This is a genomic window from Enterobacter cloacae complex sp. 2024EL-00227 (genome assembly GCF_043945315.1).
Lineage (GTDB): Bacteria > Pseudomonadota > Gammaproteobacteria > Enterobacterales > Enterobacteriaceae > Enterobacter > Enterobacter roggenkampii.
This window is the reverse complement of sequence record NZ_JBIMQP010000003.1, coordinates 111,000-135,888: the sequence shown is the minus strand read 5'-3', so window position 1 is coordinate 135,888 and position 24,889 is coordinate 111,000. Positions and strand designations below refer to the sequence as shown.

23 protein-coding genes are annotated in these 24,889 nt (G+C 54.6%); 17 read left to right on the top strand and 6 right to left on the bottom strand.

Annotation, left to right across the window (positions count from 1 at the left end; genetic code table 11):
* The first annotated feature begins 115 nt into the window (after positions 1–115).
* Positions 116–1,117 carry a Kdo(2)-lipid IV(A) acyltransferase gene (locus ACHH0Z_RS06340; protein ID WP_039266480.1) on the top strand — a complete coding sequence of 334 codons (1,002 nt, stop codon included), beginning with the start codon at positions 116–118 and terminating at the stop codon, positions 1,115–1,117.
* A gap of 44 nt (positions 1,118–1,161) precedes the next feature.
* Here the strand turns inward: ACHH0Z_RS06340 and ACHH0Z_RS06335 are convergent, their stop codons facing one another.
* Complete coding sequence (locus tag ACHH0Z_RS06335; RefSeq protein WP_023292315.1) at positions 1,162–2,847, bottom strand: NAD-dependent malic enzyme; 1,686 nt, start codon at positions 2,845–2,847, stop codon at positions 1,162–1,164.
* Positions 2,848–3,262: 415 nt separating this feature from the next.
* Between ACHH0Z_RS06335 and ACHH0Z_RS06330 the strand changes: the two genes are divergently transcribed.
* Positions 3,263–4,594, top strand: a complete 1,332-nt coding sequence (locus tag ACHH0Z_RS06330; protein WP_023344225.1) for a 2-hydroxycarboxylate transporter family protein — start codon at positions 3,263–3,265, stop codon at positions 4,592–4,594.
* A 121-nt stretch (positions 4,595–4,715) separates the two neighbouring features.
* Positions 4,716–5,357, top strand: coding sequence for a helix-turn-helix domain-containing protein (locus ACHH0Z_RS06325; RefSeq protein ID WP_045410320.1), 642 nt, complete (start codon positions 4,716–4,718; stop codon positions 5,355–5,357).
* Here the strand turns inward: ACHH0Z_RS06325 and ACHH0Z_RS06320 are convergent.
* Complete coding sequence (locus tag ACHH0Z_RS06320) at positions 5,350–5,649, bottom strand: helix-turn-helix transcriptional regulator (RefSeq protein WP_008501755.1); 300 nt, start codon at positions 5,647–5,649, stop codon at positions 5,350–5,352. The genes ACHH0Z_RS06325 and ACHH0Z_RS06320 overlap by 8 nt on opposite strands.
* Positions 5,650–5,809: 160 nt before the next feature.
* On the opposite strand from ACHH0Z_RS06320, the gene fusA reads away from it, so the two are divergent.
* Positions 5,810–7,909: an elongation factor G gene (gene fusA / locus ACHH0Z_RS06315; RefSeq protein WP_045410318.1), complete on the top strand. Its 2,100-nt coding sequence runs from the start codon at positions 5,810–5,812 to the stop codon at positions 7,907–7,909.
* Positions 7,910–7,992: 83 nt separating this feature from the next.
* Here the strand turns inward: fusA and ACHH0Z_RS06310 are convergent, their stop codons facing one another.
* From ACHH0Z_RS06310 to ACHH0Z_RS06300, 3 genes are all read right to left on the bottom strand, one after another.
* Positions 7,993–8,418, bottom strand: coding sequence for a DUF3828 domain-containing protein (locus ACHH0Z_RS06310; protein ID WP_039025297.1), 426 nt, complete (start codon positions 8,416–8,418; stop codon positions 7,993–7,995).
* Positions 8,418–8,780 (bottom strand): hypothetical protein, encoded by a 363-nt coding sequence (locus ACHH0Z_RS06305; RefSeq protein ID WP_039025296.1) that lies wholly within the window; start codon positions 8,778–8,780, stop codon positions 8,418–8,420. Before ACHH0Z_RS06305 ends, ACHH0Z_RS06310 begins: the two co-directional genes overlap by 1 nt.
* 126 nt (positions 8,781–8,906) lie before the next feature.
* Entirely contained in the window at positions 8,907–9,479 is a 573-nt protein-coding gene (locus tag ACHH0Z_RS06300) for a flavin reductase family protein (protein WP_023292319.1), read from the bottom strand.
* Between the two features lie 108 nt (positions 9,480–9,587).
* Between ACHH0Z_RS06300 and nhoA the strand changes: the two genes are divergently transcribed.
* On the top strand, positions 9,588–10,433 hold the full coding sequence (gene nhoA / locus ACHH0Z_RS06295; RefSeq protein WP_045410315.1) for an N-hydroxyarylamine O-acetyltransferase: 846 nt from the start codon (positions 9,588–9,590) through the stop codon (positions 10,431–10,433).
* A 38-nt stretch (positions 10,434–10,471) separates the two neighbouring features.
* Here the strand turns inward: nhoA and ACHH0Z_RS06290 are convergent, their stop codons facing one another.
* Positions 10,472–11,401, bottom strand: a complete 930-nt coding sequence (locus tag ACHH0Z_RS06290) for a LysR family transcriptional regulator (protein WP_045410313.1) — start codon at positions 11,399–11,401, stop codon at positions 10,472–10,474.
* Between the two features lie 153 nt (positions 11,402–11,554).
* On the opposite strand from ACHH0Z_RS06290, the gene ACHH0Z_RS06285 reads away from it, so the two are divergent.
* The 12 genes from ACHH0Z_RS06285 (at position 11,555) to ACHH0Z_RS06230 (ending at position 24,835) form a co-directional block, all read left to right on the top strand.
* Positions 11,555–12,643 (top strand): 4-oxalomesaconate tautomerase, encoded by a 1,089-nt coding sequence (locus ACHH0Z_RS06285; RefSeq protein ID WP_032667216.1) that lies wholly within the window; start codon positions 11,555–11,557, stop codon positions 12,641–12,643.
* A 45-nt stretch (positions 12,644–12,688) separates the two neighbouring features.
* A complete protein-coding gene (locus tag ACHH0Z_RS06280) occupies positions 12,689–13,963 on the top strand; it encodes an MFS transporter (protein ID WP_258320300.1) in 1,275 nt (424 codons plus the stop codon).
* Positions 13,964–14,034: 71 nt separating this feature from the next.
* Complete coding sequence (locus ACHH0Z_RS06275; RefSeq protein ID WP_045410308.1) at positions 14,035–14,898, top strand: fumarylacetoacetate hydrolase family protein; 864 nt, start codon at positions 14,035–14,037, stop codon at positions 14,896–14,898.
* Positions 14,899–14,916: 18 nt separating this feature from the next.
* The gene (gene citC / locus ACHH0Z_RS06270; RefSeq protein WP_045410306.1) at positions 14,917–15,984 is read left to right on the top strand and encodes a [citrate (pro-3S)-lyase] ligase; all 1,068 of its coding nucleotides are present in this window, start codon (positions 14,917–14,919) and stop codon (positions 15,982–15,984) included.
* A 24-nt stretch (positions 15,985–16,008) separates the two neighbouring features.
* Positions 16,009–16,299, top strand: a complete 291-nt coding sequence (citD, locus tag ACHH0Z_RS06265; protein ID WP_045410304.1) for a citrate lyase acyl carrier protein — start codon at positions 16,009–16,011, stop codon at positions 16,297–16,299.
* Positions 16,299–17,174 (top strand): citrate (pro-3S)-lyase subunit beta, encoded by an 876-nt coding sequence (gene citE, locus ACHH0Z_RS06260; RefSeq protein ID WP_023616934.1) that lies wholly within the window; start codon positions 16,299–16,301, stop codon positions 17,172–17,174. Before citD ends, citE begins: the two co-directional genes overlap by 1 nt.
* Before the next feature lie 31 nt (positions 17,175–17,205).
* Positions 17,206–18,726: a citrate lyase subunit alpha gene (gene citF / locus ACHH0Z_RS06255; RefSeq protein WP_045410302.1), complete on the top strand. Its 1,521-nt coding sequence runs from the start codon at positions 17,206–17,208 to the stop codon at positions 18,724–18,726.
* A 5-nt stretch (positions 18,727–18,731) separates the two neighbouring features.
* Entirely contained in the window at positions 18,732–19,271 is a 540-nt protein-coding gene (gene citX, locus ACHH0Z_RS06250; RefSeq protein ID WP_025910942.1) for a citrate lyase holo-[acyl-carrier protein] synthase, read from the top strand.
* Positions 19,246–20,121, top strand: coding sequence for a triphosphoribosyl-dephospho-CoA synthase CitG (gene citG / locus ACHH0Z_RS06245; RefSeq protein WP_025910943.1), 876 nt, complete (start codon positions 19,246–19,248; stop codon positions 20,119–20,121). The genes citX and citG overlap by 26 nt, the downstream gene beginning before the upstream one ends.
* Before the next feature lie 17 nt (positions 20,122–20,138).
* A complete protein-coding gene (locus ACHH0Z_RS06240) occupies positions 20,139–20,687 on the top strand; it encodes an alpha/beta hydrolase (protein WP_039025287.1) in 549 nt (182 codons plus the stop codon).
* 17 nt (positions 20,688–20,704) lie between these two features.
* The gene (gene acnB, locus ACHH0Z_RS06235) at positions 20,705–23,299 is read left to right on the top strand and encodes a bifunctional aconitate hydratase 2/2-methylisocitrate dehydratase (RefSeq protein WP_045410300.1); all 2,595 of its coding nucleotides are present in this window, start codon (positions 20,705–20,707) and stop codon (positions 23,297–23,299) included.
* A gap of 96 nt (positions 23,300–23,395) precedes the next feature.
* Entirely contained in the window at positions 23,396–24,835 is a 1,440-nt protein-coding gene (locus ACHH0Z_RS06230; protein ID WP_045410299.1) for an anion permease, read from the top strand.
* Positions 24,836–24,889 lie beyond the last annotated feature (54 nt).

Genomic DNA, 24,889 nt, shown 5'->3' with positions numbered 1-24,889 from the left:
ATGCGTTTTGTCTTATCCGCTACAATTAACGTTTCTGACTGGCATATTATTCATCCTTAGGAAAGATCTCCAACAGAATCAATTAAGGACAGACACGTTAAAGGATAATTTTCTGATGACAAAATTACCCCGTTTTTCATTCGCCTTTCTTCATCCCCGTTACTGGCTAAGCTGGGCCGGCATTGCGGCTCTGTGGCTCATCATGCTGCTCCCTTATCCGCTTCTGTTCAGAATCGGTCATGGCCTGGGTCGACTGGCGATGCGCTTACTGCCTCGCCGCGTCGAGATTGCCCGCCGCAACCTGGAGCTTTGTTTCCCGGAGATGAAAAAGGATGAACGCGAGTCATTGCTGCAGCGTAATTTTGAATCGGTAGGAATGGGGGTAATCGAAACCGGAATGGCATGGTTCTGGCCTGCATGGCGGGTAAAGAAATGCTTTACCGTGCAGGGGTATGAGCACATGGAAAAGGCGAGGGCGCAGGGAAAAGGCGTGGTGCTGGTAGGGATACATTTTCTGACCCTTGAGCTGGGCGCGCGGATATTTGGCATGCTTAACCCCGGTATCGGGGTCTATCGTCCTAATAACAATGCTCTGCTGGACTGGCTTCAGACGCGCGGGCGCCTGCGCGCCAACAAAACCATGCTCGATCGCCATGATTTAAAGGGCATGATCCGCGCGCTGAAGCAGAATGAAATTTTGTGGTACGCCCCGGATCACGACTATGGCAAAACCAACAGCGTGTTTGTGCCGTTCTTTGCGGTGCCGGATGCCGCGACGACGGCGGGCAGCTATATGCTGGTCAAAAGCGCTAACCCTGCCGTTATCCCCTTTGTGCCGCGCCGCAGGGCGGATGGCACCGGTTACGAGCTGATTATTCTGGAGGATATCAGCGAGGCGCTGCAGGGCGGCGATAAAGAAGCCGTGGCGACGCAGATGAACAGGGCAATTGAGCAGGCCGTACGCATGGCGCCTGAACAATATATGTGGCTGCACCGTCGCTTCAAAACCCGTCCTGAAGGGGTACCTGACCGGTATGCCCGTCTGAAGCAGGCGGCAACTCGGGGTGATAGTCTCTCCGCCAGCGATTTTTCTGACCGCTCAGGCGTACAGCACTGACACCACAGCGATGCCCTCACCCTGCGGTGAGGGCATGACCGACGCTACAGCGCGGATCGGCGGTACGGCGCATAGTCCGCCTGCCACCAGGTTTTCTCGATACGCGCCATCAGGGTTTCATCATCTAACGCTGGCGCCACGCCTTGTTCAATGGCGGCCCGGGCGACGGCAACGGCAATCTGGCGTGAGACCGTTTCAATCTGATCTACCGGCGGCAGCAATCCTCCTCTTTCCGTGGTCACGAGCGGAGACTGCGCGGCCAGGCTGCGGCTTGCTGCCATCAGCATCTCTTCCGTCACCCGGCGAGCGTTACAGGCCAGCACGCCAAGCCCAAGGCCCGGGAAGATATAGGCGTTGTTGCACTGGGCAATCTCATAGTGCGCATTCTCCCAGAATACCGGCGCGAACGGGCTGCCGGTGGCCACCAGCGCGGCTCCCTGGGTCCAGGCGATAAGGTCCTGCGGCTGGGCTTCCGCCCGCGACGTTGGGTTCGAGAGCGGCATGATGATTGGGCGCGGACAGTGGCGATGCATCTCTTTGACGATCTCTTCGCTGAACAGCCCCGGCTGGCCTGAAACGCCGATCATCACCGTGGGATGTGCGTTCTTCACCACGTCCAGCAGGGAAATATTTTGCGAGTCTACCTGCCAGCGACTAACGGCGTCGCGCGCGGTAAGCAGGTTTTTCTGGAAATCGAGCAGGTTAGTCATGTCGTCGGTCAGCAGGCCGAAGCGATCGACCATAAAGATCCGGCTGCGGGCTTCCGACTCGCTCAGGCCGTCATCGACCATCAGCGCCACAATTTTTTCAGCAATCCCGCATCCGGCAGAGCCGCTGCCCAGGAACACCACGCGCTGGTCGCGAATGCGCGTCCCCGCCGCGTGCGCCGCCGCGATCAGCGTCCCTGCGGTGACGGCTGCCGTGCCCTGGATATCATCATTGAAGCAGCACAGCTGGTCGCGGTAGCGCTGCAGAAGTCGGGTGGCGTTTTTCTGCGCAAAGTCTTCAAACTGCAGGAGAACGTTGGGCCAGCGCGCCTTAACCGTGCTGATAAACATATCCATAAATTCAGCGTACTGGTCGTCGCTGATGCGCGGGTGACGCCAGCCCATGTACATCGGGTCGTCGAGGTGTTGCTGATTATTGGTGCCGACATCCAGCATAATCGGCAGGGTGGAGGCCGGATGGATCCCTCCGCAGGCGGTATACAGCGACAGCTTGCCAATCGGTATGCCCATACCGCCGATACCCTGGTCGCCGAGGCCTAAAATGCGTTCTCCGTCCGTTACCACAATCACCCGAACGTCGTTGCGCGAGAAACTTTGCAGCATCTCATCAATGCGGTGGCGGTTAGGCCATGAAATAAACAAGCCGCGCGCGCGGCGATAAATCGTGGAGAAATGCTCGCAGGCTTCACCCACCGTCGGGGTATAGATAATCGGTAACGTCTCTTTCAGATGCGAACGCAAGAGGTTGTAAAAGAGGGTTTCATTGGTGTCCTGAATATTGCGCAAATAAACATGGCGGGAAATATCGCTTTTAAAATGGCAGAACTGCACCCAGGCACGCTCCGTTTGCTCCTCAATGGTTTCAACGTTATGCGGCAATAATCCATGCAGATTAAAATTATCCCGTTCTTCCTTAATAAAGGCGAGGCCTTTATTTAATAACGGATTTTCCAGCAGTACGGCGCCATTATAAGGCGTGTACAGAACGTCTTTACGAGACATGGTTAACTCCTGAATATTTAAACGAAACAGAAATAAGACGAGCAGAAACAGTGACTTTAAGGATGATAAAGACACGGAGTTTTCTGTCTTTTGTTGGGGAGCTAATTTAGCGCTTAGCTAACGGAGCAGGAGTGATAAGGGTCACATTATTTCTGGTTTTATTAATTTCAAAAGAATTGCATTTAATGCCATGAATAACTTTAGTTACATAATAATGAATTAAATTATTTAAAAGGAAAGGGCTGTTGTGTTCACATTTCTCTTCGAAAGCCCATGTTAATTTCACGCTGAGCCTGTTTTTGAGAAAAGGCCACCAAAGTCATTATTTTCTATTTAAGAACATTTATTCGAATCAGGAATAGTTTTCCGCTTATTCCTTACTCTGTATATCCGAACACAAATTTCAGGTGATTATATGAAAGATAATCCTGTACCGACTTCCGCGCTGTCGACCTCGCGTTTTGCTTTTGGGCTTAACACGACCGAGGTGGGCGCGGTTCCGCTGATGCTGTTCGTCGGGATTGCCGCGATTGTGGCGACGTCCGCCTGGGCAGGGCTGCTGCCGAAAAATATGATTGGCGGACTGGCGGTCATCATGACCCTTGGCTTTGCGTTTGCCAAAGTGGGGCGGCAAATCCCCGTGCTGAAGGACATCGGCGGCCCGGCGATCCTGTGTCTGATGGTGCCTTCCGTGCTGGTCTATTTTGGCGCATTCGGGAAACAAACCCTTGATACGGTGCATCTGCTGATGAAGGAGGCGAATCTGCTCTATTTCGTCATCGCCTGCCTGGTGGTCGGCAGCATTCTGGGGATGAACCGGGTGCTGCTGATCCAGGGCATGATGCGCATGTTTGTTCCGCTGGTGGCGGGGACACTGATGGCCGTGCTGAGCGGGCTTATTGTGGGAACGCTGTTTGGGTATACGCCTTACCACACCTTCTTCTTTATCATTGTCCCTATCATTGGCGGTGGAATTGGCGAGGGGATTTTGCCCCTGTCTCTGGCCTATTCGGCAATCCTGGGGCAGACGCCGGACGTCTACGTGGCGCAGCTGGCTCCCGCTGCGGTCGTCGGAAATATCTTCGCCATTATTTGTGCCGGCTCGCTGGCGCGTCTCGGGACGAAACGTCCTTCGCTTTCGGGAAATGGCATGCTCACGCGGAGTAAAGACGACGCCAGCCTGTTCGCCGGGGCGCCTGGCGCTCAGCAGACGGATTTTCATTTGATGGGCGGCGGATTGCTGATGGTGTGCGCGTTTTTCATCGTCGGAGGCTTGTTTGAAAAACTGGTCCATATTCCCGGCCCGGTGCTGATGATCCTGATTGCCGTCCTGTGTAAATACTTCAGGGTGATCCCGGCCTCAATGGAGCAGGGGGCGCACAGCTGCTATAAATTCGTTTCGGCTGCGCTGGTCTGGCCGCTGATGATCGGCCTCGGGATGCTATACGTGCCGCTCGAAAGCGTGGTGTCGGTCTTCTCGGTGGGCTATGTAGTGGTATGCGGATCGGTGGTGATTGCGATGGCGCTGAGCGGCTACGTGATTGCGTCGCGTCTGAATATGTATCCCGTGGAAGCGGCGATTGTGACCTGCTGCCACAGTGGGCTGGGCGGTACGGGAGATGTGGCCATTCTGTCCGCCTCCAACCGCATGTCGCTCATGCCGTTCGCGCAGATCGCGACGCGTATTGGCGGTGCCTCAACGGTGATTTTCGCCACGCTCTTGATGGGCTGGATTATGGCGCACTGATTCGAATCGTCAGGATACTGAATCGCAACGACATTTACAGCGTATCGCTGCGGTTCAGTCCTTTATAAAACTCACCGCGCTGTATAGAATTACCGCAGCCACAGCGACGGGATACCACACGATGACCAGAAGAGTTGATTATCAGATTGAAAAATATCTCCTGACCGAAGCTGCCGAACCGGAGCGCCTGACGCGCCAGTGGGCAGAGGTTCTGGAGGAGTGTCGTGAGCAAAAGGCCGGTGCAGAGGAGCGGCTGCGCCTCGCGTTGCTTAATGTGGATTACGTCACCAGCTTCGAACTGCCCTTCAGGCTGCTTCTCACCCGTGCGCCCCAGTTGATTGATGCCGTCAGGAAAGAGCTTCAGCTCAGTCAGAAAAATGTTCTGTTTAACGGCAAGCGCTTTGGCTGCGTCTACAGCCTTAAACGGGATCTGGACGGCATACCTGACGAGTTTACCTATCACCTGAAGACGCGGATCCAGCGCAGTGACGCCACGGGCGCAACGGAAGCGTCTTACCGACAAATTGCCCAGCAGGTGAAAGCGCCAAAGGAGCGCCTCAAACTGGCGCTGGACAACGGGCTGTCTGTAACCGCGCTCGACGGGCTTTTCTGGTTTGGCATTCAGCGCATCGCGGCTGATGTACAACGGTTACGCAAAACAGGGATGCGGATCGTGACGTCCAACGCCGAGGTGTTCGATACGCTTACCAAAACAACCCGGCAGGTCCCGGTCTATCGCCTGGAAGGGATTGAAATTACTTAACCTGCAGCAGGATCGCCATCAGCCCTGGAAAACGGGTATCCAGATCGTCTCGTCGCAATGAAATCATGTTTTCGCGTCCCTGCGGACGCTGCCAGATGACCCCGCTGTCGCGCAATACGCGCCAGTGATGGGTCATCGTGGACTTCACCACGTCCTCCGGGCGCAGCGCGTTACAGCTCAGTTCGCTGCCGTCGGCGAGCCGGCGAATAATCGATAGCCGGAGCGGGTTGCCGAGGGCAAAGAGCACATTTTCCAGCAGTATTTGTTCAGTTTCAGGGTGGTTAGGGATCATCGTTTTCCTGCGTATGGCGTCAGATTGAGCTATATCAACAATAGGTCAACCCTTAAAAAATAGTTCGATAATACTCGTACAATAGGACTATTATAGCAAACGAACGAATGCACGACCATCCTGGTCGTCACAAACATGTCATAGTGACTAAGGAAATATCATGCCCCGACCCATCCCTCTCGAACGTTATCGCAACATCGGTATCTCCGCGCATATCGATGCCGGTAAAACCACCACCACCGAGCGCATCCTGTTTTATACCGGGATGAGCCACAAGCTGGGTGAAGTACACGATGGCGCGGCAACCACTGACTGGATGGCGCAGGAGCAAGAGCGCGGGATCACCATTACGTCCGCGGCGGTTAGCTGCTTCTGGCCAGGCATGGACAGAGGCTATGAGCCGCACCGGATTAACATCATCGACACCCCGGGGCACGTGGATTTCACCATTGAGGTGGAACGTTCCATGCGCGTACTCGACGGTGCCGTGATGGTGTATGACTCCGTGGGCGGCGTGCAGCCGCAGTCGGAAACCGTCTGGCGTCAGGCCAATAAATATCACGTACCGCGTCTGGCCTTCGTCAACAAAATGGACCGTCCGGGTGCCGACTTCTTCCGCGTCGTGCGGATGATGCAGGAACGCCTGAAGGCCAATCCGGTGCCGATTGTCATCCCGGTGGGTGCCGAAGATCATTTCACCGGCGTGGTGGATCTGATCAAGATGCGCACCATTCTGTGGGACGATGCCACTCAGGGCATGGCGTTTAACTATGCGTCAGTACCAGACGATCTGCTCAGTACCGCGCAAGAGTGGCGCGAAAAAATGGTCTCTGCGGCGGCGGAAGCCAGCGATGAACTGATGGACAAGTACCTGGAAACCGGCGACCTGACGGAAGCGGAAATTATTAAAGGGCTGCGTATTCGCACTATCTCGGGCGAGATCCAGCCGATGCTCTGCGGCAGCGCGTTTAAAAACAAAGGGGTGCAGCGCATGCTCGATGCGGTGATCGAGCTGATGCCGTCGCCGCTGGACGTGCCGGCCATTGATGGCGTGGATGAAAAAGGGCAGCACGCGGAGCGTCACCCGAGCGATGATGAGCCGTTCTCGGCGCTGGCGTTCAAGCTGATGAGCGATCCGTACGTCGGGCAGCTGACCTTTATCCGCGTCTACTCTGGCGTGCTGCGTAAAGGCGACGCGGTGTATAACCCGGTGAAAGGGAAGAAAGAGCGCATCGGGCGAATCGTACTGATGCATGCCAACGATCGCCATGAGGTGGATGAACTGCGCGCCGGGGATATCGCGGCCTGCGTGGGGCTGAAAGACGTAACCACCGGCGACACGCTCACCGATCCGAACGCCGTCATTACGCTTGAACGCATGGAGTTCCCGGACCCGGTGATCTCGCTGGCGATTGAGCCGAAAACCAAAGGCGACCAGGAGAAAATGGGGATCGCGCTGCAGCGTCTGGCGGCGGAAGATCCGTCTTTCCGCCTGCACACTGACGAAGAGTCCGGTCAGACCATTATCTCCGGGATGGGTGAGCTACACCTTGAGATTATCGTCGACCGCATGAAGCGTGAGTTTGGCGTCGAGGCAAATATCGGTCGTCCGCAGGTGACCTACCGTGAAACCCTGCGTAAAACGGTGAAGGACATCGAAGGCAAATTTGTCCGACAGTCCGGCGGTAAAGGGCAGTACGGCCATGTGGTCCTGAGTCTGGAGCCGCTGGAGCCCGGAAGTGGTTTTAAATTTGAAGATGCCACCAAGGGCGGCGTGGTGCCGCGCGAGTTTATTCCGTCCGTTGAGAAAGGGCTGCGCGAAGCGATGAACAGCGGCGTGCTGGCGGGCTATCCTGTCGTCGATGTCAAAGCGACGCTGACGTTTGGCTCGTATCACGACGTCGACTCCTCGGAGATGGCGTTCCGCATGGCGGCGATCCTCGGCTTTAAAGAGGGGGCCCGCAGGGCGGATCCGGTGATCCTTGAGCCGATCATGCATGTGGAGGTGGAAACACCGGAAGAGTACGCCGGTAACATCATGGGCGATCTCTCATCCCGACGCGGCATGGTGCAGGGGATGGCAGAGCAGTACGGCAGCCAGATTATCCGCGCTGACGTGCCGCTGGCGGAGATGTTTGGTTATGCCACGACATTGCGTTCGATGTCCCAGGGACGCGCGACGTATACGATGGAGTTCCACCATTTTGCGGAAGCCCCGCGGAATGTTGCGGATGAGATTATTGCACGGCGTGCGAAGTAGTTAAGTAATTGTACAGGGTAGCCGCCAGGCTACCCTGTGCTTTTTCACCCTCACGAGGGGGCGCTTCTTTCCCTGGCCCGTGGTTACTTAATCAGCGTGGCCGAACGAACTTTCCATTTTCCTTTTTCCTGAACGAGACAATCTGCGACAACGTGATCTTGTTTCTGACCGAATGCGACATAAACGTTGGTGCAAACGGCATCAAAATCAGAATGCAGAACGGTTATCTGATCCCAGTCCTCATCCCAGTCCTGCGCTTTAATGAACATATCAGCATCGGGCATGTCTTTTTCGTTACTGTCTCCTGAGTACATCTCCTTAATTGCATCAATTGTCCCAGAGGCAACGTACTCATTCATAATGTCTGGATTCAGCACTGGCGGTTTGTCCTGATTCAGCTGAGCGATATACCATTGATTGAATTTAAGCGCAGCCTGGCCTGGTGAAGATAGGCTATCTGCGACCGCGAAGGGAGACAGGGCAAAAAGAAAAAAGCAGAGTATTTTCATTAGTCGTGCCTGAACAGTTCGTAATGAGGCTGTATGTTTCGGTAAGCCTGTCCCGGATACAGGGTGCGTTGTACAAAATCGCTTATCCACTGCTGACCATCATAAATGCAAACGTGCCCGCTATCGTGACCCACTATATTTTGGATAACGGCTACGTCTCCGGCATGAGGTTGATCGTATACCAGGCGGAATCCAGCGTTGACCAATGTACGCCCCATATCTTTTGCCAGACGCGTATTGGAAATTTTTAATTTTCCCCCCGTTCTGATCGCTTCGGTGACGTAGCGAGCACAATAACCGGTGCTCTTCGGTTGGGCGTGTGATTTTGCATAGGAGATTGCGCCATCTTTATTCCATGACATTGATATTTCCTTAACGGGAGAGTGCTAATGCAGCAACTCCGGAAATATCCTCCGTTTTACAACGCAAGAGTAAACATAAAATGCCATAGAAATTTAATATAATTCAGCCATATATGATTTAAACAATCAATCCAGCGCCTTCACCATCTTCCCGCTCGCCACAAACGTCCCGGCTCCAAGATGATGCAGGGTATTGAGCTTATCCCCGTCAAACTGCCAGCGTCCGGCAATAAAGGCCCGCTCATCCGCTGCCGCTGAAACCACTTCACCAAACAGCGTGTCGTATTTCTCTGCCGCGGAGGTCACGGGTAATAACCGGCATTCCATCCACGCCAGGCATTTCTCTTCAATGACCGGCAGGCCGAGCTCCGGGCCATTCACGACCGGGATCCCGTAACAGTTGAATTTGTCCTCGTCGCGCCCGCTGACGCTGCCCACCGCGTAAGTCCAGTTGGCCGCCGCCACGCCGGGGATGACGATGCCAAATTTCCCGCTGCGTTCGATCAGCTCACGTGACCAGGTACTTTTATCCACGACTATCGCGATGCGTGGCGGTTCAAACTCAACGGGCATGGACCATGCGGCGGCCATAACGTTACGTCTGTCGATCGTTTCATCACGACTGGTAATCAGTACGGTAGGACCGTGGTTGAGCAGACGGCTGGCATGACGTAATTCAACAGGGCGAAAGTGGCTCATAGGATCTCCTCATCTGTAACGATGAGTATGACGAAAAAGCACGTAAATCAAAGTGAGCGCGTAGAATTAGTTTATAAACACAGCATCACTATCAAAGGAAACTGATATATGTCCCCCTTTCTGACCGCCTATTTCGCCCGCATCGGCTGGAAGCAACCGGCTTCTGCTGATATAGACACCCTGCGCGCACTGCATTTACATCACAACTGCGCGATCCCGTTTGAGAATATCGATGTCGTCCTGCCGCGCGAAATTCATCTCGAAGACCAGTGTCTGGTCGACAAATTGCTGACCGCCCGTCGTGGGGGATACTGCTTTGAGCAAAACGGCCTGTTTGAGCGGGTATTGCGTGACGTCGGGTTTACGGTGCGCAGCGTATTGGGGCGCGTGGTATTAGCGAGCCCGCCGCAAATGCCGCCGCGCACGCACCGCCTGCTGCTGGTGGAGCTTAACGGTGAGCGCTGGATTGCGGACGTGGGGTTTGGCGGCCAGACGCTGACGGCGCCGATTCGTTTACTCGCTAACGAGGAGCAGGAAACGCCGCACGGTCTGTATCGTCTGCTGAGCGAGGGCAACGACTGGGTGCTGCAGTTCCGCCACCACGAGCACTGGCAGTCGATGTACCACTTTGACCTGACGACGCAGTATTTCAGCGATTACGTGATGGGAAATTTCTGGTCGGCGCACTGGCCGCAGTCGCATTTCCGCCATCATCTGCTGATGTGCCGCCATCTGCCGGACGGCGGCAAGCTGACGCTGACCAACTTCAACTTTACCCACTGGCAGAACGGTCATGTGGAGGAGCAGATCCATCTTTCCGATGCGGCAGCGCTTTACCAGCTGGTGCAGGAACGCTTTGGGCTGGGCGTTGACGATGCAAAACACGGTTTTTCACTTGCAGAATTGACGGCGGTGATGGCGGGCTTTGATACACATCCTCAGGCGGGAAAATAATGCGCAAAGGGGCCTTAGCCCCTTTGTCATGTCATGGCTTACAGCTGAGTAAACTTGCCGATCCACGGGCTGTTGTTTTCCGCTGACCATAGCTGTACAAGCAGCTCTCTGAATTTTTCCGCCGCCGGGCTGAGAGGGTTTTCCCGGCGTTGTACTAGCCCCAGCGTTCGCCGGATGACGGGTTCAATCAGCGGGCGACTAACAAGGACATGATGTTCATCGGTCGGCATCGCCAGACTCGGCACAACAGACACCCCGAGACCCGCCTCTACCATCCCCAGTGACGTTGACAGGTGACGCACTTCGTAAAACCAGTTCGGCTTCCAGTCCATCTTTTCAAAAGCCTGATCGATAAGCGAACGGTTCCCGCTGGAACGCCTGACTCCAATCAGCTTCATGCCTGCCAGATCGTCCCAGGTCACCAGCGGTTTTTTCGCCAGTTCATTGTCGCGGCGGCATGCCAGAACAAAGGGTTCGTTTACCAGCGGGGCAAAATCGATATTCGGATGTGTGATGTTTATCATATTTATGCCGAAATCTGCGTCGCCATTTAAAACCGCTTCGAGACAATCGCTGGCACTGTGCTCAAGGATGCGGATCCGGATGTTTGGATAGTCATTGTTATAATCTCGTATCACTGAAGGTAGAAAATAGAAGGCGGCAGTAGGAATACAGGAAACCGTAATAACCCCGGCCTGATGCGTCGCCATCTCTTTAATACTCAGGACTGAGCTTTCATAAAAATCGATTAAATTCTTTGCCTTAGGTAAAAATTCTCTTCCCACCGTCGTGAGCTTGACGCTACGCGTTGAACGCTCAAATAGCGTGGTACCCAAACTTTCTTCCAGTTTTTGAATTCTTCGTGTTAACGCCGGTTGTGAAATGTGAAGAAATTGCGACACTTTTGTAAAACATCCGATTTCTGCAATTTTTACAAACGCTTGTATTCCTTGTAATTCATGTTGCATGTCTGCATCCCATTTTCGCTTTTCTTAAACCACGATAACGCAAGGGCTATTAATGTGCAAAACGTATTAATCCGGCTTTTTTTGACATTAGAGTTATCAACTGGAGTGTGAAAACCTTATTGCGTTCCTGATAAAACGAAATGAGAAAAACACATGTTAAAGATCCCTTGCGTATTAATGCGTGGCGGTACGTCAAAAGGCCCCGTTATTTTGGCCAGCGACCTGCCTGAGGAAACCGAAGCGCGCGACGCGGTGTTACTCAGCTTGATGGGCGCAGGTCATGAACTTGAAATTGATGGCATTGGCGGTGGAAGTCCGCAAACCAGTAAGGTGGCCATCGTCAGTCCTTCCGACAGCCCGGACGCTGATGTGGATTATTTATTCGCACAGGTGATGGTGAATGAACGTCGCGTCGATACCACGCCAAACTGCGGCAATATGCTCTGCGCGGTGGGGCCCTTTGCGATAGAAAAAGGGCTGGTAAAGGCGCAAAGCCCGGTGACAACGGTGCGTATCCGCAATCTGAACACCGGAACACTGGTCGACGCCGAGGTGCAAACGCCGGATTATCGCGTTGTGTATGAAGGCGATACCCAGATTGACGGAGTTCCGGGTACTGCCGCGCCCATTGGTTTAACCTTCCTGAATTCAGCGGGTTCCAAAACAGGAAAATTGCTTCCGACCGACAGCGTTACAAACGTATTCGACGGTATTGACGTTACCTGTATTGATATGGCGATGCCGATGGTATTGATTGAGGCCTCGGCACTGGGGAAAACAGGAGGGGAGTCACCCGCGGAACTGGATGCCGATGCGGCGTTTAAAGCAAGGCTGGAGAGCCTGCGTCGTCAGGCGGGTGAGGCGATGGGCTTAGGGGATGTGTCAAACAAAGTGATCCCTAAACCGGTTCTCCTCAGCCGGGCGCGCAACGGCGGAACGCTTCAGGTGCGGTATTTCATGCCACACACCTGCCATAAATCCCTGGCCATTACCGGCTCGATTGGTATTTCGACCGCGACGCTTATAGAAGGCTCCGTCGCCGCTAAAATTGTCGCTGGTCGTCCAAAAGAGCGCTTTACCAATATTATTGATATTGAACACCCAAGTGGAAAAATATCCGTGTCATTGTTGAGGGACGGGAACAATATCGAAAATACCCGAGCTGCGGTAATTCGTACTTCCCGTAAGCTATTTGAAGGTGTCGTCTGCGTACCTGAAAAAATGCTCTCTGAAGTTGATTAGGTAAAAGCCAAACTAAGAAACATACCTGTCTTAAACAATTACATTCTGTACCTTAACTATAATACTGAGGTTATTATGGCGTTCACGCATGCTAACAATACCCTGAAAGCGCCCGATCCTGTAAAAGCCAGCGCGCATATTCGCGTAATTCTGGCACTCGCATTATCCGGGCTTGCAGAACTTGCTTCTCTGTTTTTTATTCAGCCACTGCTTCCAACGCTGGCCGTGGAATATAATGTTCCGGTCAGCCAGGTGAGTATTATCTTATCCGCAGAAACGGCCTTGCTGGCAATTGGGTTGCTGTTTACCGGGACGTTATCCGATCATTATGGCAGGAAGCGGTTAATTATCGTCTCCCTCCTGCTGGGCGGCATTCTGACGCTGCTCTGCCCGCTGGTAGAATCCTGGGCGATGCTGGTGGCGCTGCGTGCGGTGATTGGTCTGGCGCTGAGCGGCATCGCGGCGGCAGCAACCGCCTACATCAGTGAGGAGGTCGCACCGGTGGCAGCTGGCATCGTGACGGGCTATTTTGTCTTCGGTAACTCGATGGGTGGCATGTCCGGCCGTATTGTTGCCAGCCAGCTGATCGACCACGTTTCCATTAATGTCATCTTTTACGGCTTTGCCGTCAGCCTGATTGCGGTTGCTATTCTGGTGAAATTCCTGCTGCCAGATTCCAAAAATTTTACCCCTACCCAGAACCTGAACGTGATGCGAATGGTGAAAGGGGCAGCATCGCATTTCAAAAATAAAAATCTGGCGCTGGCGTTTGTCATCAGCTTTATTATCTTCGGCGCATTTACCTCACTGTATAACTATCTGGCCTTCTTCCTGAAAGGTGAACCGTTCCATATTTCACCGGCAAATGCAGGCCTGCTCTCCTTTAGCTTCGCCCTGAGTTTCTTTACGGCACCGCAGGCAGGCCGCTTATCGGCAAAATATGGCGCAATGAAAGTCCTGCGCGTGTTGTTCCTGATCATGGCGTTCGGCATGCTGCTGACGCTCACGTCGAACGTTGTCACCTTTATTGTTGGCGCAGTGATTTTTACCGGCTGTTTCTTCGGCTGCCATTCTATCGGCTTAAGCTGGGTCAGTAAAAATGCCACTCATGCAAGAGGTCAGGCCGTCGCGCTCTATTTATTCTTCTACTACATGGGCGGTTCGGTGATTGGTTTTATCAACGGTTTTGTCTTCCATTCAATGGGCTGGCAGGGAATGACCGGATTTATTCTGGCATTACTTGGCGTTGGCGTAGTCGTGGCTACGTATCTGGCATCTGGTAATAAGCAGGTTCTGGTTCCAGCGCAGTCAGCCGAGTAAGTTGCATGACAATGTGTTCACGCTTCGATGCGTGAACACAGAATGAGCACGTATATTAATCAGGTATTATTATGAAACTAGCAAGTTATATTCATCAGGGCCGTAAAAGCTACGGAATGTATACTGAGTCGGGCTTTATCGACCTGGGTAATAAAATTGGCCATCAATATGCAACCCTGAAAGATCTCCTTCAATGGGATGCGATTGATGTCGCCAGACAATATCTCGATTGCCCGGTGGATATTAGGCCTGAAGACGTGACCTTTTTGCCCGTTATAGAAGCGCCCGGAAAAATTTTCTGCGTTGGCATGAATTACGCTGAAAAAAGAAAAGAGTTTGCTGAGACGAATAATGCCCCCACGCTGTTTATCCGTTTTCCTGATTCGCAAACCGGGCATGCGCGGCCGGTGATAAAACCGGTTCTCTCCAGCGAGTTCGATTATGAAGGCGAGCTGGCCGTAATTATCGGTAAACCCGGTAGCCAAATTGACGTCAGTAACGCGCTCAGCCACGTCGCGGGATACAGCTGCTATATGGACGGCTCCGTGCGCGACTGGCAGCACGCCTGGTTCACCGCCGGTAAAAACTGGACGCAAACCGGCGCCTTCGGCCCGTACATGACCACGGCGGACGAGATCCCCGATCCTCACGCCCTGACCATTCACACCTGGCTGAACGGCATGCTGGTTCAGAATGACTCCACAGGCAGCATGATCCACAAAGTGGCGGATCTTATCGCCTACATCAGCACGTTTACCTCTCTCAGCGCCGGCGACGTCATTATTACCGGTTCGCCAGGCGGCGTCGGCAAAAAGCGCAATCCACCTCTGTTTCTGCACGACGGCGATCGCGTTGAAGTGGAGATCGAAAACGTTGGCCGGCTGGTCAATACCATTGTGGAAGCCCAGCCGCAGCCACAAGCGTTAGCTGTCTAAACGCTCAGGAGAGAGAAGATGTACACCGCCAGAACACCCGAGTTTGAGGTTATTAACGCCGGTAACGCCCAGTCCCGGGAAGAGGTTGTCCGCTTCCTGGCCCGCAACGGTTTAGGTATTGATGACGATATTGCGCAATTTATTGTTGCCCGCTATCAGCGCCATCTTGTCGCCTGCACCGGCATTGCGGGTAACACGTTGAAGTGCATCGCAGTGGATGCCGGGTGGCGGGGCACGTCGTTAATCCTGACGTTAATCCATGAGGCCGAACTTCAGGCGGCACAGAACGGTGAACATCAACTCTTTCTCTTTACCTGTCCGGATAACGTGAAGTCATTTCGCGGATGCGGGTTTTATCCGCTGGTGACGGTCGAGAACCGTGCGTCATTAATGGAGAATACGCCGGTGGGTATTCATCGTTATTGCAGCCAGCTGCGCCGCCATCATTTCGTGCCGGGGAAAAATATTGGCGCGATTGTGATGAACGCCAATCCGTTCACCCTCGGCCACCAATATCTTATCGAGCATGCGGCGAGCCGGTGCGACGCGTTACATGTTTTCGTGGTCCAGGAAGATGTCTCGGCATTTTCGTTTAAAGAACGGTTCGCGATGGTCAGGGACGGATCGCAGCACCTGCCGAATGTCACCGTTCATCCGGGGTCGGCGTATATTATTTCGCGCGGGACATTCCCGAGCTATTTCCTGAAAGATAAGCAGGTCATCGATAAAACCTACGCGGCAATTGACCTCATGCTGTTCAGAAATTACATCGCCCCCGCGTTGAATATTAACCATCGTTTCGTGGGTACCGAGCCGTTCTGTCCGTTAACCGCCGAATATAACCGGGCGATGCACCGCTGGCTGGAAGAAGAAACGAGCACAGCGGCCCGTATTAGCGTACACGAAATAGAAAGAAGAACGGACGGTAATAATGTGCCGGTATCGGCTTCAGCCGTTCGTCGTTTATTAAAAGAAAACAACATCGCTGCCGCCAGCCGCATGGTGCCTGCCACCACGCGCGCGTTTCTGAATAACGGAATACAGCATCAGCCCTGTTTATCCGAGCCGCTGACGGCAGCGGTTTAAGTGCATTATCACAGGAAAATGAATATGAAAATTGTGCAAGCCGCGATGGCGGGAACGCTGGAGTCCAGCGACCTCATGGTTAAGGTCAGCCCCGATGAGAGCGGGCTGGACGTGGTCATCCAGAGCGAAGTGTATAAGCAATTCGGCGACCGAATTGCAGAGGTGGTCCATGAAACCCTGGCTGCGTTCAACATCGAACAGGGGCAGATCATTATTGATGATAAAGGCGCGCTGGACTGCGTGATCCGCGCCCGCGTGCAGGCTGCACTGCTCAGAGGGACAGCCCGGGAAGACAGTGCATGGGAAACGTTATAATGAAAAAGTTACGTCGCAGTATGTTATTTATTCCCGGTTCAAGTGCTGCCATGTTGTCGACGGCATTTATCTATAAACCAGACTCCATTATGTTTGACCTGGAAGATGCCGTTGCGCTGAAAGAAAAAGACAGCGCGCGTCTTCTGGTATTTCACGCGCTGCAACACCCGATGTACAACGATATTGAAACCGTTGTCAGAATTAACCCGCTTAATACCCCTTTTGGTTTAAAGGATCTGGAAGCCGCCGTCAGGGCAGGGGTGGATGTTATTCGTCTGCCGAAAACCGACACACCGGAAGATATTTATCAGCTCGAACGTGAAATCGTCCGCATTGAAGAAAGCTGCGGGCGTCCTGTTGGCTCAACGAAATTAATGGCGGCAATCGAATCCGCCGTCGGCGTCATTAATGCCGTTGCCATTGCGAAATCCTCCGACCGTTTAATGGGGATTGCGCTCGCCGCCTTTGACTACGTGATGGATATGCAAACCGAGCGGGGCGACGGAACAGAGCTGTTTTATGCGCGGTGCGCGGTATTACATGCCGCGCGCGGGGCAGGGATCGACGCTTTCGACGTGGTCTACGCCGATGTCAATGACGAGGCCGGTTTCCTGAAAGAAGTGGATCTCATCCGCCGGATGGGCTTCAACGGAAAATCGCTGATTAATCCGCGACAAATTGAAATTCTTCACAACGCCTACGCGCCCACGCAGGAAGAAGTGGATTACGCCCAGCGCGTGATTGCTGCCGCAGAAGAGGGCGAACGCAACGGACTCGGGGTGATCTCACTGAACGGCAAAATGATCGACGCGCCGATTATCAACCATGCCCGGGTTGTTATCGAACGCAAAAATGCCTCTGGCATTCGTCAGTAATCACCTTTTTTCGCAAGCGACAGGATGAATAATGAAAAATCTCACAGAAACCCTGCACCACATTCCCGGCACGCGTCGTGAATACGTCGCCTTCAGCGGCGCTAACGCGACGACGCCGTATCTTTCTGATACACAGCAAAAATATCAGCGCAAACTTTTTGCCAGCGTGGACGAGGTGCTGGACCGTTGCGATTTGCATGACGGCATGACCGTCTCCTTCCATCACGCGTTCCGCGAAGGCGACAAGGTGATCAACTATGTGATGGATAAGCTGGCTCAGCGCGGTCTGAAAGGGATCACGCTCGCGTCCAGCTCGTTAATGTCGTGCAATGCCCCGCTTATTGAACATATTCGCAGTGGCGTGATTGGCAAAATCTACACCTCCGGCATGCGTGGCGAGCTGGCGGATGCGATTTCACACGGGCTGATGGATGAGCCGGTACAGATCCACTCCCACGGCGGGCGGGTGAACCTGATTCAGAAGGGTGAAATTGCCATTGATGTCGCCTTTCTGGCGGTGTCCTGCAGCGATGAATATGGCAATGCCAGCGGCAACGGCGGCACATCGCAGTGCGGCTCGCTCGGTTACGCTATGGTCGACGCGCAATATGCCAAAAAGGTGGTCTTGCTCACCGAAACCCTGAAGCCGTTCCCCAACCTGCCGGCCAGTATCGTTCAGGACCGGGTTGACTATGTGGTGCAGATTGAGAGCGTCGGCGACCCGGCAAAAATCAGCGTAGGCGCCGCCAGGGTGACCAGTAATCCACGTGAACTAATGATTGCCCGCTCTGCTGCCGATGTAATCGAACACTCCGGCTACTTCCGCAACGGCTTTTCCATTCAGACCGGTTCAGGTGCGGCGTCCACCGCCTGTACGCGGTTTATGGAGGCCCGGATGCGTAAACACAATATTGTCGCCCGGTTCGCGCTCGGCGGGATCACCGGCAGCATTGTCGATCTGCATCAAAAGGGGCTCATTGAAAAGATCCTCGATACGCAAAGCTTTGACGGTGCTGCGGCCGCTTCCATGACCGTCAATCCTGGCCATGTGGAAATCTCCACCAACGTCTATGCGAACCCGGCTGCAAAAGCCGCCTGCTGCGACAGGGTGGACGTGGTTATCCTCAGCGCGCTGGAGGTGGACACCCGGTTCAACGTCAACGTGCTGACCGGTTCCGACGGGGTGATGCGCGGCGCGTCGGGCGGGCATTGCGACGTCGCCGCGGCGGCAAATCTCACCATCGTGGTTGCCCCGCTGATCCGCAGCCGAATTCCTACCGTTGTCAGGCAGGTCACCACCCTGGTGACGCCGGGCGAAAGCATTGACGTTCTGGTTACCGATCACGGTATTGCCGTTAACCCGGCGCGCCCGGAGGTCCGCGAACGCTTGATTCACGCCGGGCTGCCCGTCGTCGACATTGAGGTGCTGTATCAGAAGGCGTTGCTCATCTCGGGTGAGCCTAAGCCGGTGGCGTTTACCGACCGGATCGTTGGCGTGGTGCGCTACCGCGACGGCAGCGTGATTGATGTGGTTCACCAGGTGAAGGAGTGATCCCCATGACGGATAACGCATCGAACGCCCCTGTTTCGCTGGAACAGGTTCTGACATCAAAAGAGCAGCGCGCACGCCGACAGCAGGCGTGGCTGTTTCAGTCGGATCATACCGTGGTATCCGTCACGCTGGTCTGGCCGGGGGCGGTGAAGGATACCGGTCTGGCCCGACGAGTGATGGCCGTTGCGAATGAGGCGCTCGGAGAGCTATTCCGCACGCATCAGTGGACGGTCTGTCGCCAGCAGACTCTGCAGCCGGTCACCGGGCCGGAAGCGCTCTGGTCGGTGGCGGCCCCGGCCTGGATGATCAAGCACGTCACCGCGCATCTCGAAGATAACCATCCTCTGGGACGCCTGTGGGATATCGACGTGCTGTGTCCGAAAACGGGACTGCTGAAAAGAAGCGCCATCCAGCAACCGATGCGCAGATGCTTTATCTGTCATGAACCTGCTCACGTTTGTTCCCGCATGCGACGTCATTCGCTGGCCGAGCTCACGCGCGTAATCGAGGCGTTAACCGATGACTACTTCGCTTGCCAGATGTAATGCGCCAGACGTTCAGCACCCCTTCGCGGAGCTGGCGGCCGAGGCCCTGTACCGTGAAATTCGCTTGACCCCGAAACCGGGTCTGGTAGATCGCGTCAACAGCGGGGCGCATCGCGATATGAATTACGCGCTGTTTATGGCCAGTATCGCGGCCATTGCCCCGTGGTTCACCGCGTTCTTTAACGTCGGCAGGGAGACGGCCCGTCTTGCCGGGCCGCAAACGCTGCGGGCAATAAGGCCGGTCGGTCTGGCCTGCGAACAGGCGATGTTCAACGCCACCGGCGGGGTGAACACCCATAAAGGCGGCATCTTCTCTCTGGGGCTGTTGTGTGCCGCGGCAGGGCGTCTGACGCAAAGGCAGGAAAGCCTCACGCAGCGCAGCCTGTGCGATGAGAGCAGGGCGATTTGCGCTGGCATCGTTGATCGGGAGCTGAAAAATCGCGGCGTGGCGAAAACGAAGGGCGAGCAGCAGTTCCAGGCATACGGTTTAACCGGTGCCCGAGGGGAAGCTGAAAGCGGTTTTGCCACCGTCCGCCACGCCGGACTACCTCACTTTGAAATGGCACTGCGCCAGGGAGCCTCTGAGGATGACGCGTTACTGAGAATGTTGCTCGGGCTGATGGCGGCGAATCCGGATACCAATCTTGTTTCACGGGGGGGAATAAAAGGGCTGAATTATGCCAGACGCTATTCCAGACGAATTTTAGCGGTGAAACATCTGACGCCGGAGAAACGCGTTAATGCCTTAACCAATATGGACGTTCAGTTTATTCGCCGGAATTTAAGCCCGGGCGGGAGCGCAGATCTTATCGCCGTCGGATGGTTATTGTCGCAGTTTCCGTGCGAATAATCGAAAAGGAAAACGTCATGATTGAACAACGCCTCAAGCAGCTCAGTAGCGTCTATACCGTGGTTCTTGTGCCGGGTCTGAGAGACAGCGATGAACATCACTGGCAAAGCTGCTGGGGCCGACGTTTTCCTTTCTGGAAGCGAATTCAGCAGAAAAACTGGTTCGAGCCCGATATTGAAAACTGGGTCTCCGCCATTACCCGCGAGCTGGCAGCGTGTCAGCTGCCCGCCATCCTCGTCGGCCATAGCTTTGGCGCGCTGGCGTCATGCCGGCTGCTGCAAACGCGGCGGGTAAACGTCGCCGGGGTGGTGATGGTCGCACCGGCAGAGCCCGCGTTTTTCGGCCTTGAAGAGGCCATTCAGCCTGCGCCATTACCGGTTCCCTGCCTGATGTTTGCCAGCAGAAACGATCCCCTGATGCGCTTCACCCGCGCGCAGTTCTGGGCTGCCTGTTGGAAGGGGCAGTTAATCGATATCGGCGAGGCCGGACATATTAATGCCGAATCTGGCCACGGTGAATGGCCTTACGGACTCGAACGGCTAACAGAATTTTGTGAACAACTTTAGCTTTAACAGGAGAACCTATGTTAGATGATTACACTCAGCACCGGAAAGCCCGCCAGGAGGCGGGTATTCCGGCGAAACCGTTAACAGCGGAACAGACAGCGGCGCTGATCCAGCGTTTACTTCACGATGCGCCGACACATCACCCGCAATTAATCGATTTATTAACCCACTGCGTCCCACCGGGTGTCGATCCTGCGGCAAAGTTAAAAGCTGAATTTTTATTTAAGGTGGCTTTGCAGGACTACCGTGTTAACGGCCTCTCTCCCGAAGCGGCCACCACGCTGCTGGGTACCATGCAGGGCGGCTATAATGTCCAGCCGTTGATTGCGCTTCTTGATCATCCGGATCTGGCACCGCTGGCCGCACAGCAGCTCTCTTCGACCATCCTCATTTTTGACAAATTCAGCCAGCTTGAAACCAAAGCGATGGCCGGTAACGTCCATGCGAAAGCGGTGCTTCACGCGTGGGCGAATGCCGAATGGTTTACCCGCCGCCCGGCGATGGCTGAAAAAATCACCCTGAAGGTGTTTAAGGTGCCCGGTGAGACCAATACTGACGATTTGTCTCCGGCGCCGGAGGCGTGGTCACGGCCGGATATTCCGATGCATGCGCTCTCCATGCTCAGTAACGCCCGGGAAGGGGTTGAGCCGGATGAACCCGGCGCGCGCGGGCCGCTGCGCCAGCTGGCAGAATTAAAAGCGGCTGGCTGGCCGCTGGTCTATGTTGGTGACGTTGTGGGAACGGGATCGTCACGTAAATCCGCCACCAACTCCATCTTATGGCACATCGGGAACGATATTCCTTTCGTGCCGAATAAACGCAACGGCGGGTTTGTGTTTGGCGGCAAGATTGCCCCCATTTTCTTTAATACGCTCGAAGATTCCGGTGCCTTGCCGGTAGAGATGGATGTCTCCACGCTGACGACCGGGATGCTGATCGATCTTTATCCCTGGAAAGGCGAAATTCGTGAGACCGAAAGCCAGCGTCTGGTGACGACCTTTACGCTTAAAACCGAGGTGCTGCTGGATGAAGTGCGTGCCGGCGGGCGGATCCCGTTGATTATCGGTCGCAGCCTGACGGCGAAAGCGCGGGAATCGCTGAAGCTCGCGCCTTCAGATGTCTTCCGTAAGCCTGCGGCGCCTGCGCCTTCCACCGCCGGTTTTACGCTGGCCCAGAAGATGGTTGGTAAAGCCTGCGGCGTCGCGGGGATCCGTCCCGGGCAGTATTGCGAGCCAAAGATTTCGACAGTCGGTTCACAGGATACCACCGGCGGGATGACGCGTGATGAGCTGACCGATCTGGCGTGCCTGACGTTTTCAGCCGATCTGGTGATGCAGTCTTTTTGCCACACCTCTGCGTATCCAAAGCCGGTGGATGTTCGGCTGCATGAAACGCTGCCGCAGTTTATCACCCGTCGTAACGGGGTCGCGCTGAAACCGGGGGACGGCATTATCCACTCCTGGCTTAACCGCATGCTGCTGCCGGATACGGTGGGCACCGGTGCCGACTCCCATACCCGCTTCCCGCTGGGGATCTCCTTCCCGGGCGGCTCCGGACTGGTGGCGTTCGCCGCGGCAACGGGCATTATGCCGCTGGATATGCCGGAATCGGTGCTGGTTCGCTTTACGGGCGAGATGCAGAAAGGGATCACCCTGCGCGACCTGGTTCACGCCATTCCGCTTTACGCCAGAAAGCAGGGCCTGTTGACGGTCGAGAAAAAGAATAAGCGCAATATTTTCTCGGGCCGGATCCTTGAAATTGAAGGGCTGGAAACACTGAGTGCAGAGCAGGCGTTTGAGCTGGCTGACGCCTCCGCTGAACGGTCTGCTGCCGCTTGCGTGATGCGCCTGTCGGAGGACAAGGTCGCACAATACCTGCGTTCCAACGCGGCCCTGCTGCGCTGGATGGTTAAGCAGGGATATGAGAACGCCGACACGCTTGAACGACGCATCGCTGAAATCGAGGCGTGGCTGGCTAACCCGTCGCTGCTTTCGGCCGATCCTGATGCGGAATATGCCGCAGTCATTGAGATTGATCTCAATGAAATCACCGAACCGGTGGTCTGCGCGCCAAACGATCCGGATGATGCTCGCTTACTTTCTGAGGTGGCCAACACGCCAATAGAGGAGGTCTTTATTGGCTCCTGCATGACCAACATCGGTCATTTCCGCGCTGCGGGTGAAATCCTGGCCGATGCCGGTGAAAGCCAGGCGCGGCTGTGGATCGCGCCTCCGACCAAAATGGATGCCCGGCAGCTTTCCCGTGAGGGCTATTTTAGCCAGTTTATAAAGTCGGGAGCGCGAATCGAGCCCGCGGGCTGCTCCCTCTGCATGGGGAACCAGGCGAGGGTGCGCGAAGGGAGCCACGTGGTATCGACGTCAACCCGAAATTTCCCGCATCGTCTGGGAACGAATGCCAGCGTTTTCCTTGCCTCGGCAGAATTAAGCAGCGTCGCGGCCATCCTGGGTAAAATGCCCACCGTTGACGAGTATTTTCGCTATACCGATAAACTTCACGGCGCGCATGAAAATATCTATCGTTATCTCAGTTTTGACACCCTGACCGAATATCAAATCACAGAGCGTGATAATATTCCGGTTGTTAGCGTGTAGTTTCTTATTATTTATTTAGCAAATGTATTTATCCGGCAGAGGCGTCTCTCAGGAGAATCCTCTGCCATTCAGGGACCCTTTTCTCATGGGTGAGATATGCTTAAATCCAATGTTTTAAAAACAATCTTACTTGCCGTAATAATATTATTATCAATATTTATCCCTCCGCCTGATGGATTAACCAAAGAGGCGTGGATACTGGCAGGAATATATTTATCCGCTATCGTTGGCCTGGTCATTAAACCTTATCCCGAACCCGTCATCATGCTCGTCGCGGTCGCGTTAACCTGTTTTACCGTGACAAAATTCCCGGATTCACCCGTCAAATCAATGGATGTGCTGAGCGGATACGCTTCCGGCACCACCTGGCTGGTGTTCAGCGCCTTTACGCTTAGCGCGGCGTTTGTCACCACCGGTCTGGGGAAACGGCTTGCCTACTGGTTTATCCTGAAATTTGGCAGCACGACGCTGAGGCTGGGCTATGTAACCGCCTTGCTGGATTTGGTTCTGGCACCTGCCACTCCCTCAAATATCGCGCGGGCAGGTGGGGTGGTTTTCCCTATTATTAACAGTATCGCGACCGTATTGGGGTCAACACCACAAGAGTCACCGCGCAAGGCCGGACGTTATTTAATGGTCAATGTCTATATGGTCACTAAAACGACCAGCTATATGTTTTTAACGGGCTTTGCCGGGAACGCGTTAGCGCTTCAGCTCATTTCAGATATTTTCCATATTCATATTAGCTGGATCGGCTGGATGCTGGCGGGTGCCCCGCTGGGGTTATTGATGCTGTGTATCATTCCCTATATTTGCTACCGGGTTGCTTCCCCGGAAATTAAACATATTGATAATGTCGCAATTGCGACCAACGGTCTGCAAAGCCTCGGGGCAATGAGCATCAAAGAGAAAGGGCTGGTGGTGATTTTTATCGCCGCGTTACTCGGTTGGATCTTCTCTCGTCACCTTGGGCTAAATGAATCCGCCGTCGCCATTATCGCGATGGGGGCAGCGCTGCTGTTTAATATTATCGGCTGGAGCGATGTTCAAAAAAATAAGGGCGGCTGGAATACCCTGATGTGGTACGGGGGCATCATCGGTCTGAGCGCCACCCTGAGCAAGGAGGGCTTTTTCCGCTGGCTGGCTGATTTCCTCTCTGCTCATCTGGATTTTCTCAGCGCCGGTAATATGACCATCGTGATTATCGTGTTTCTCAGCGTCCTGGTTCGCTATTTCTTTGCCTCCGGCGGGGCATACGTCGCGGCCATGGTGCCGGTGTTTGCCACCGTAGGTCTCGTCACCGGAACGGCGCCCGTCCTGCTGGCGCTTGCCATTCTGTTTTCCAACTCGTATGGCGGCTGTATCACGCACTATGGCGGCGCGGCAGGACCCATTATCTTCGCCTCGGGGTATAACGATATTAAGTCATGGTGGACGATTGGCACCGTCGTGGCGCTATGCACGTTTCTGATCCACATGTTCCTCGGCATTCCGTGGTGGGGTTTCCTGATGCAGCACGGTATGCTGCAGTATTAATCGCCCGGTGGCGTCTACACCTGACCGGGCCTACGTGCGTGTGAACGTAGGTCG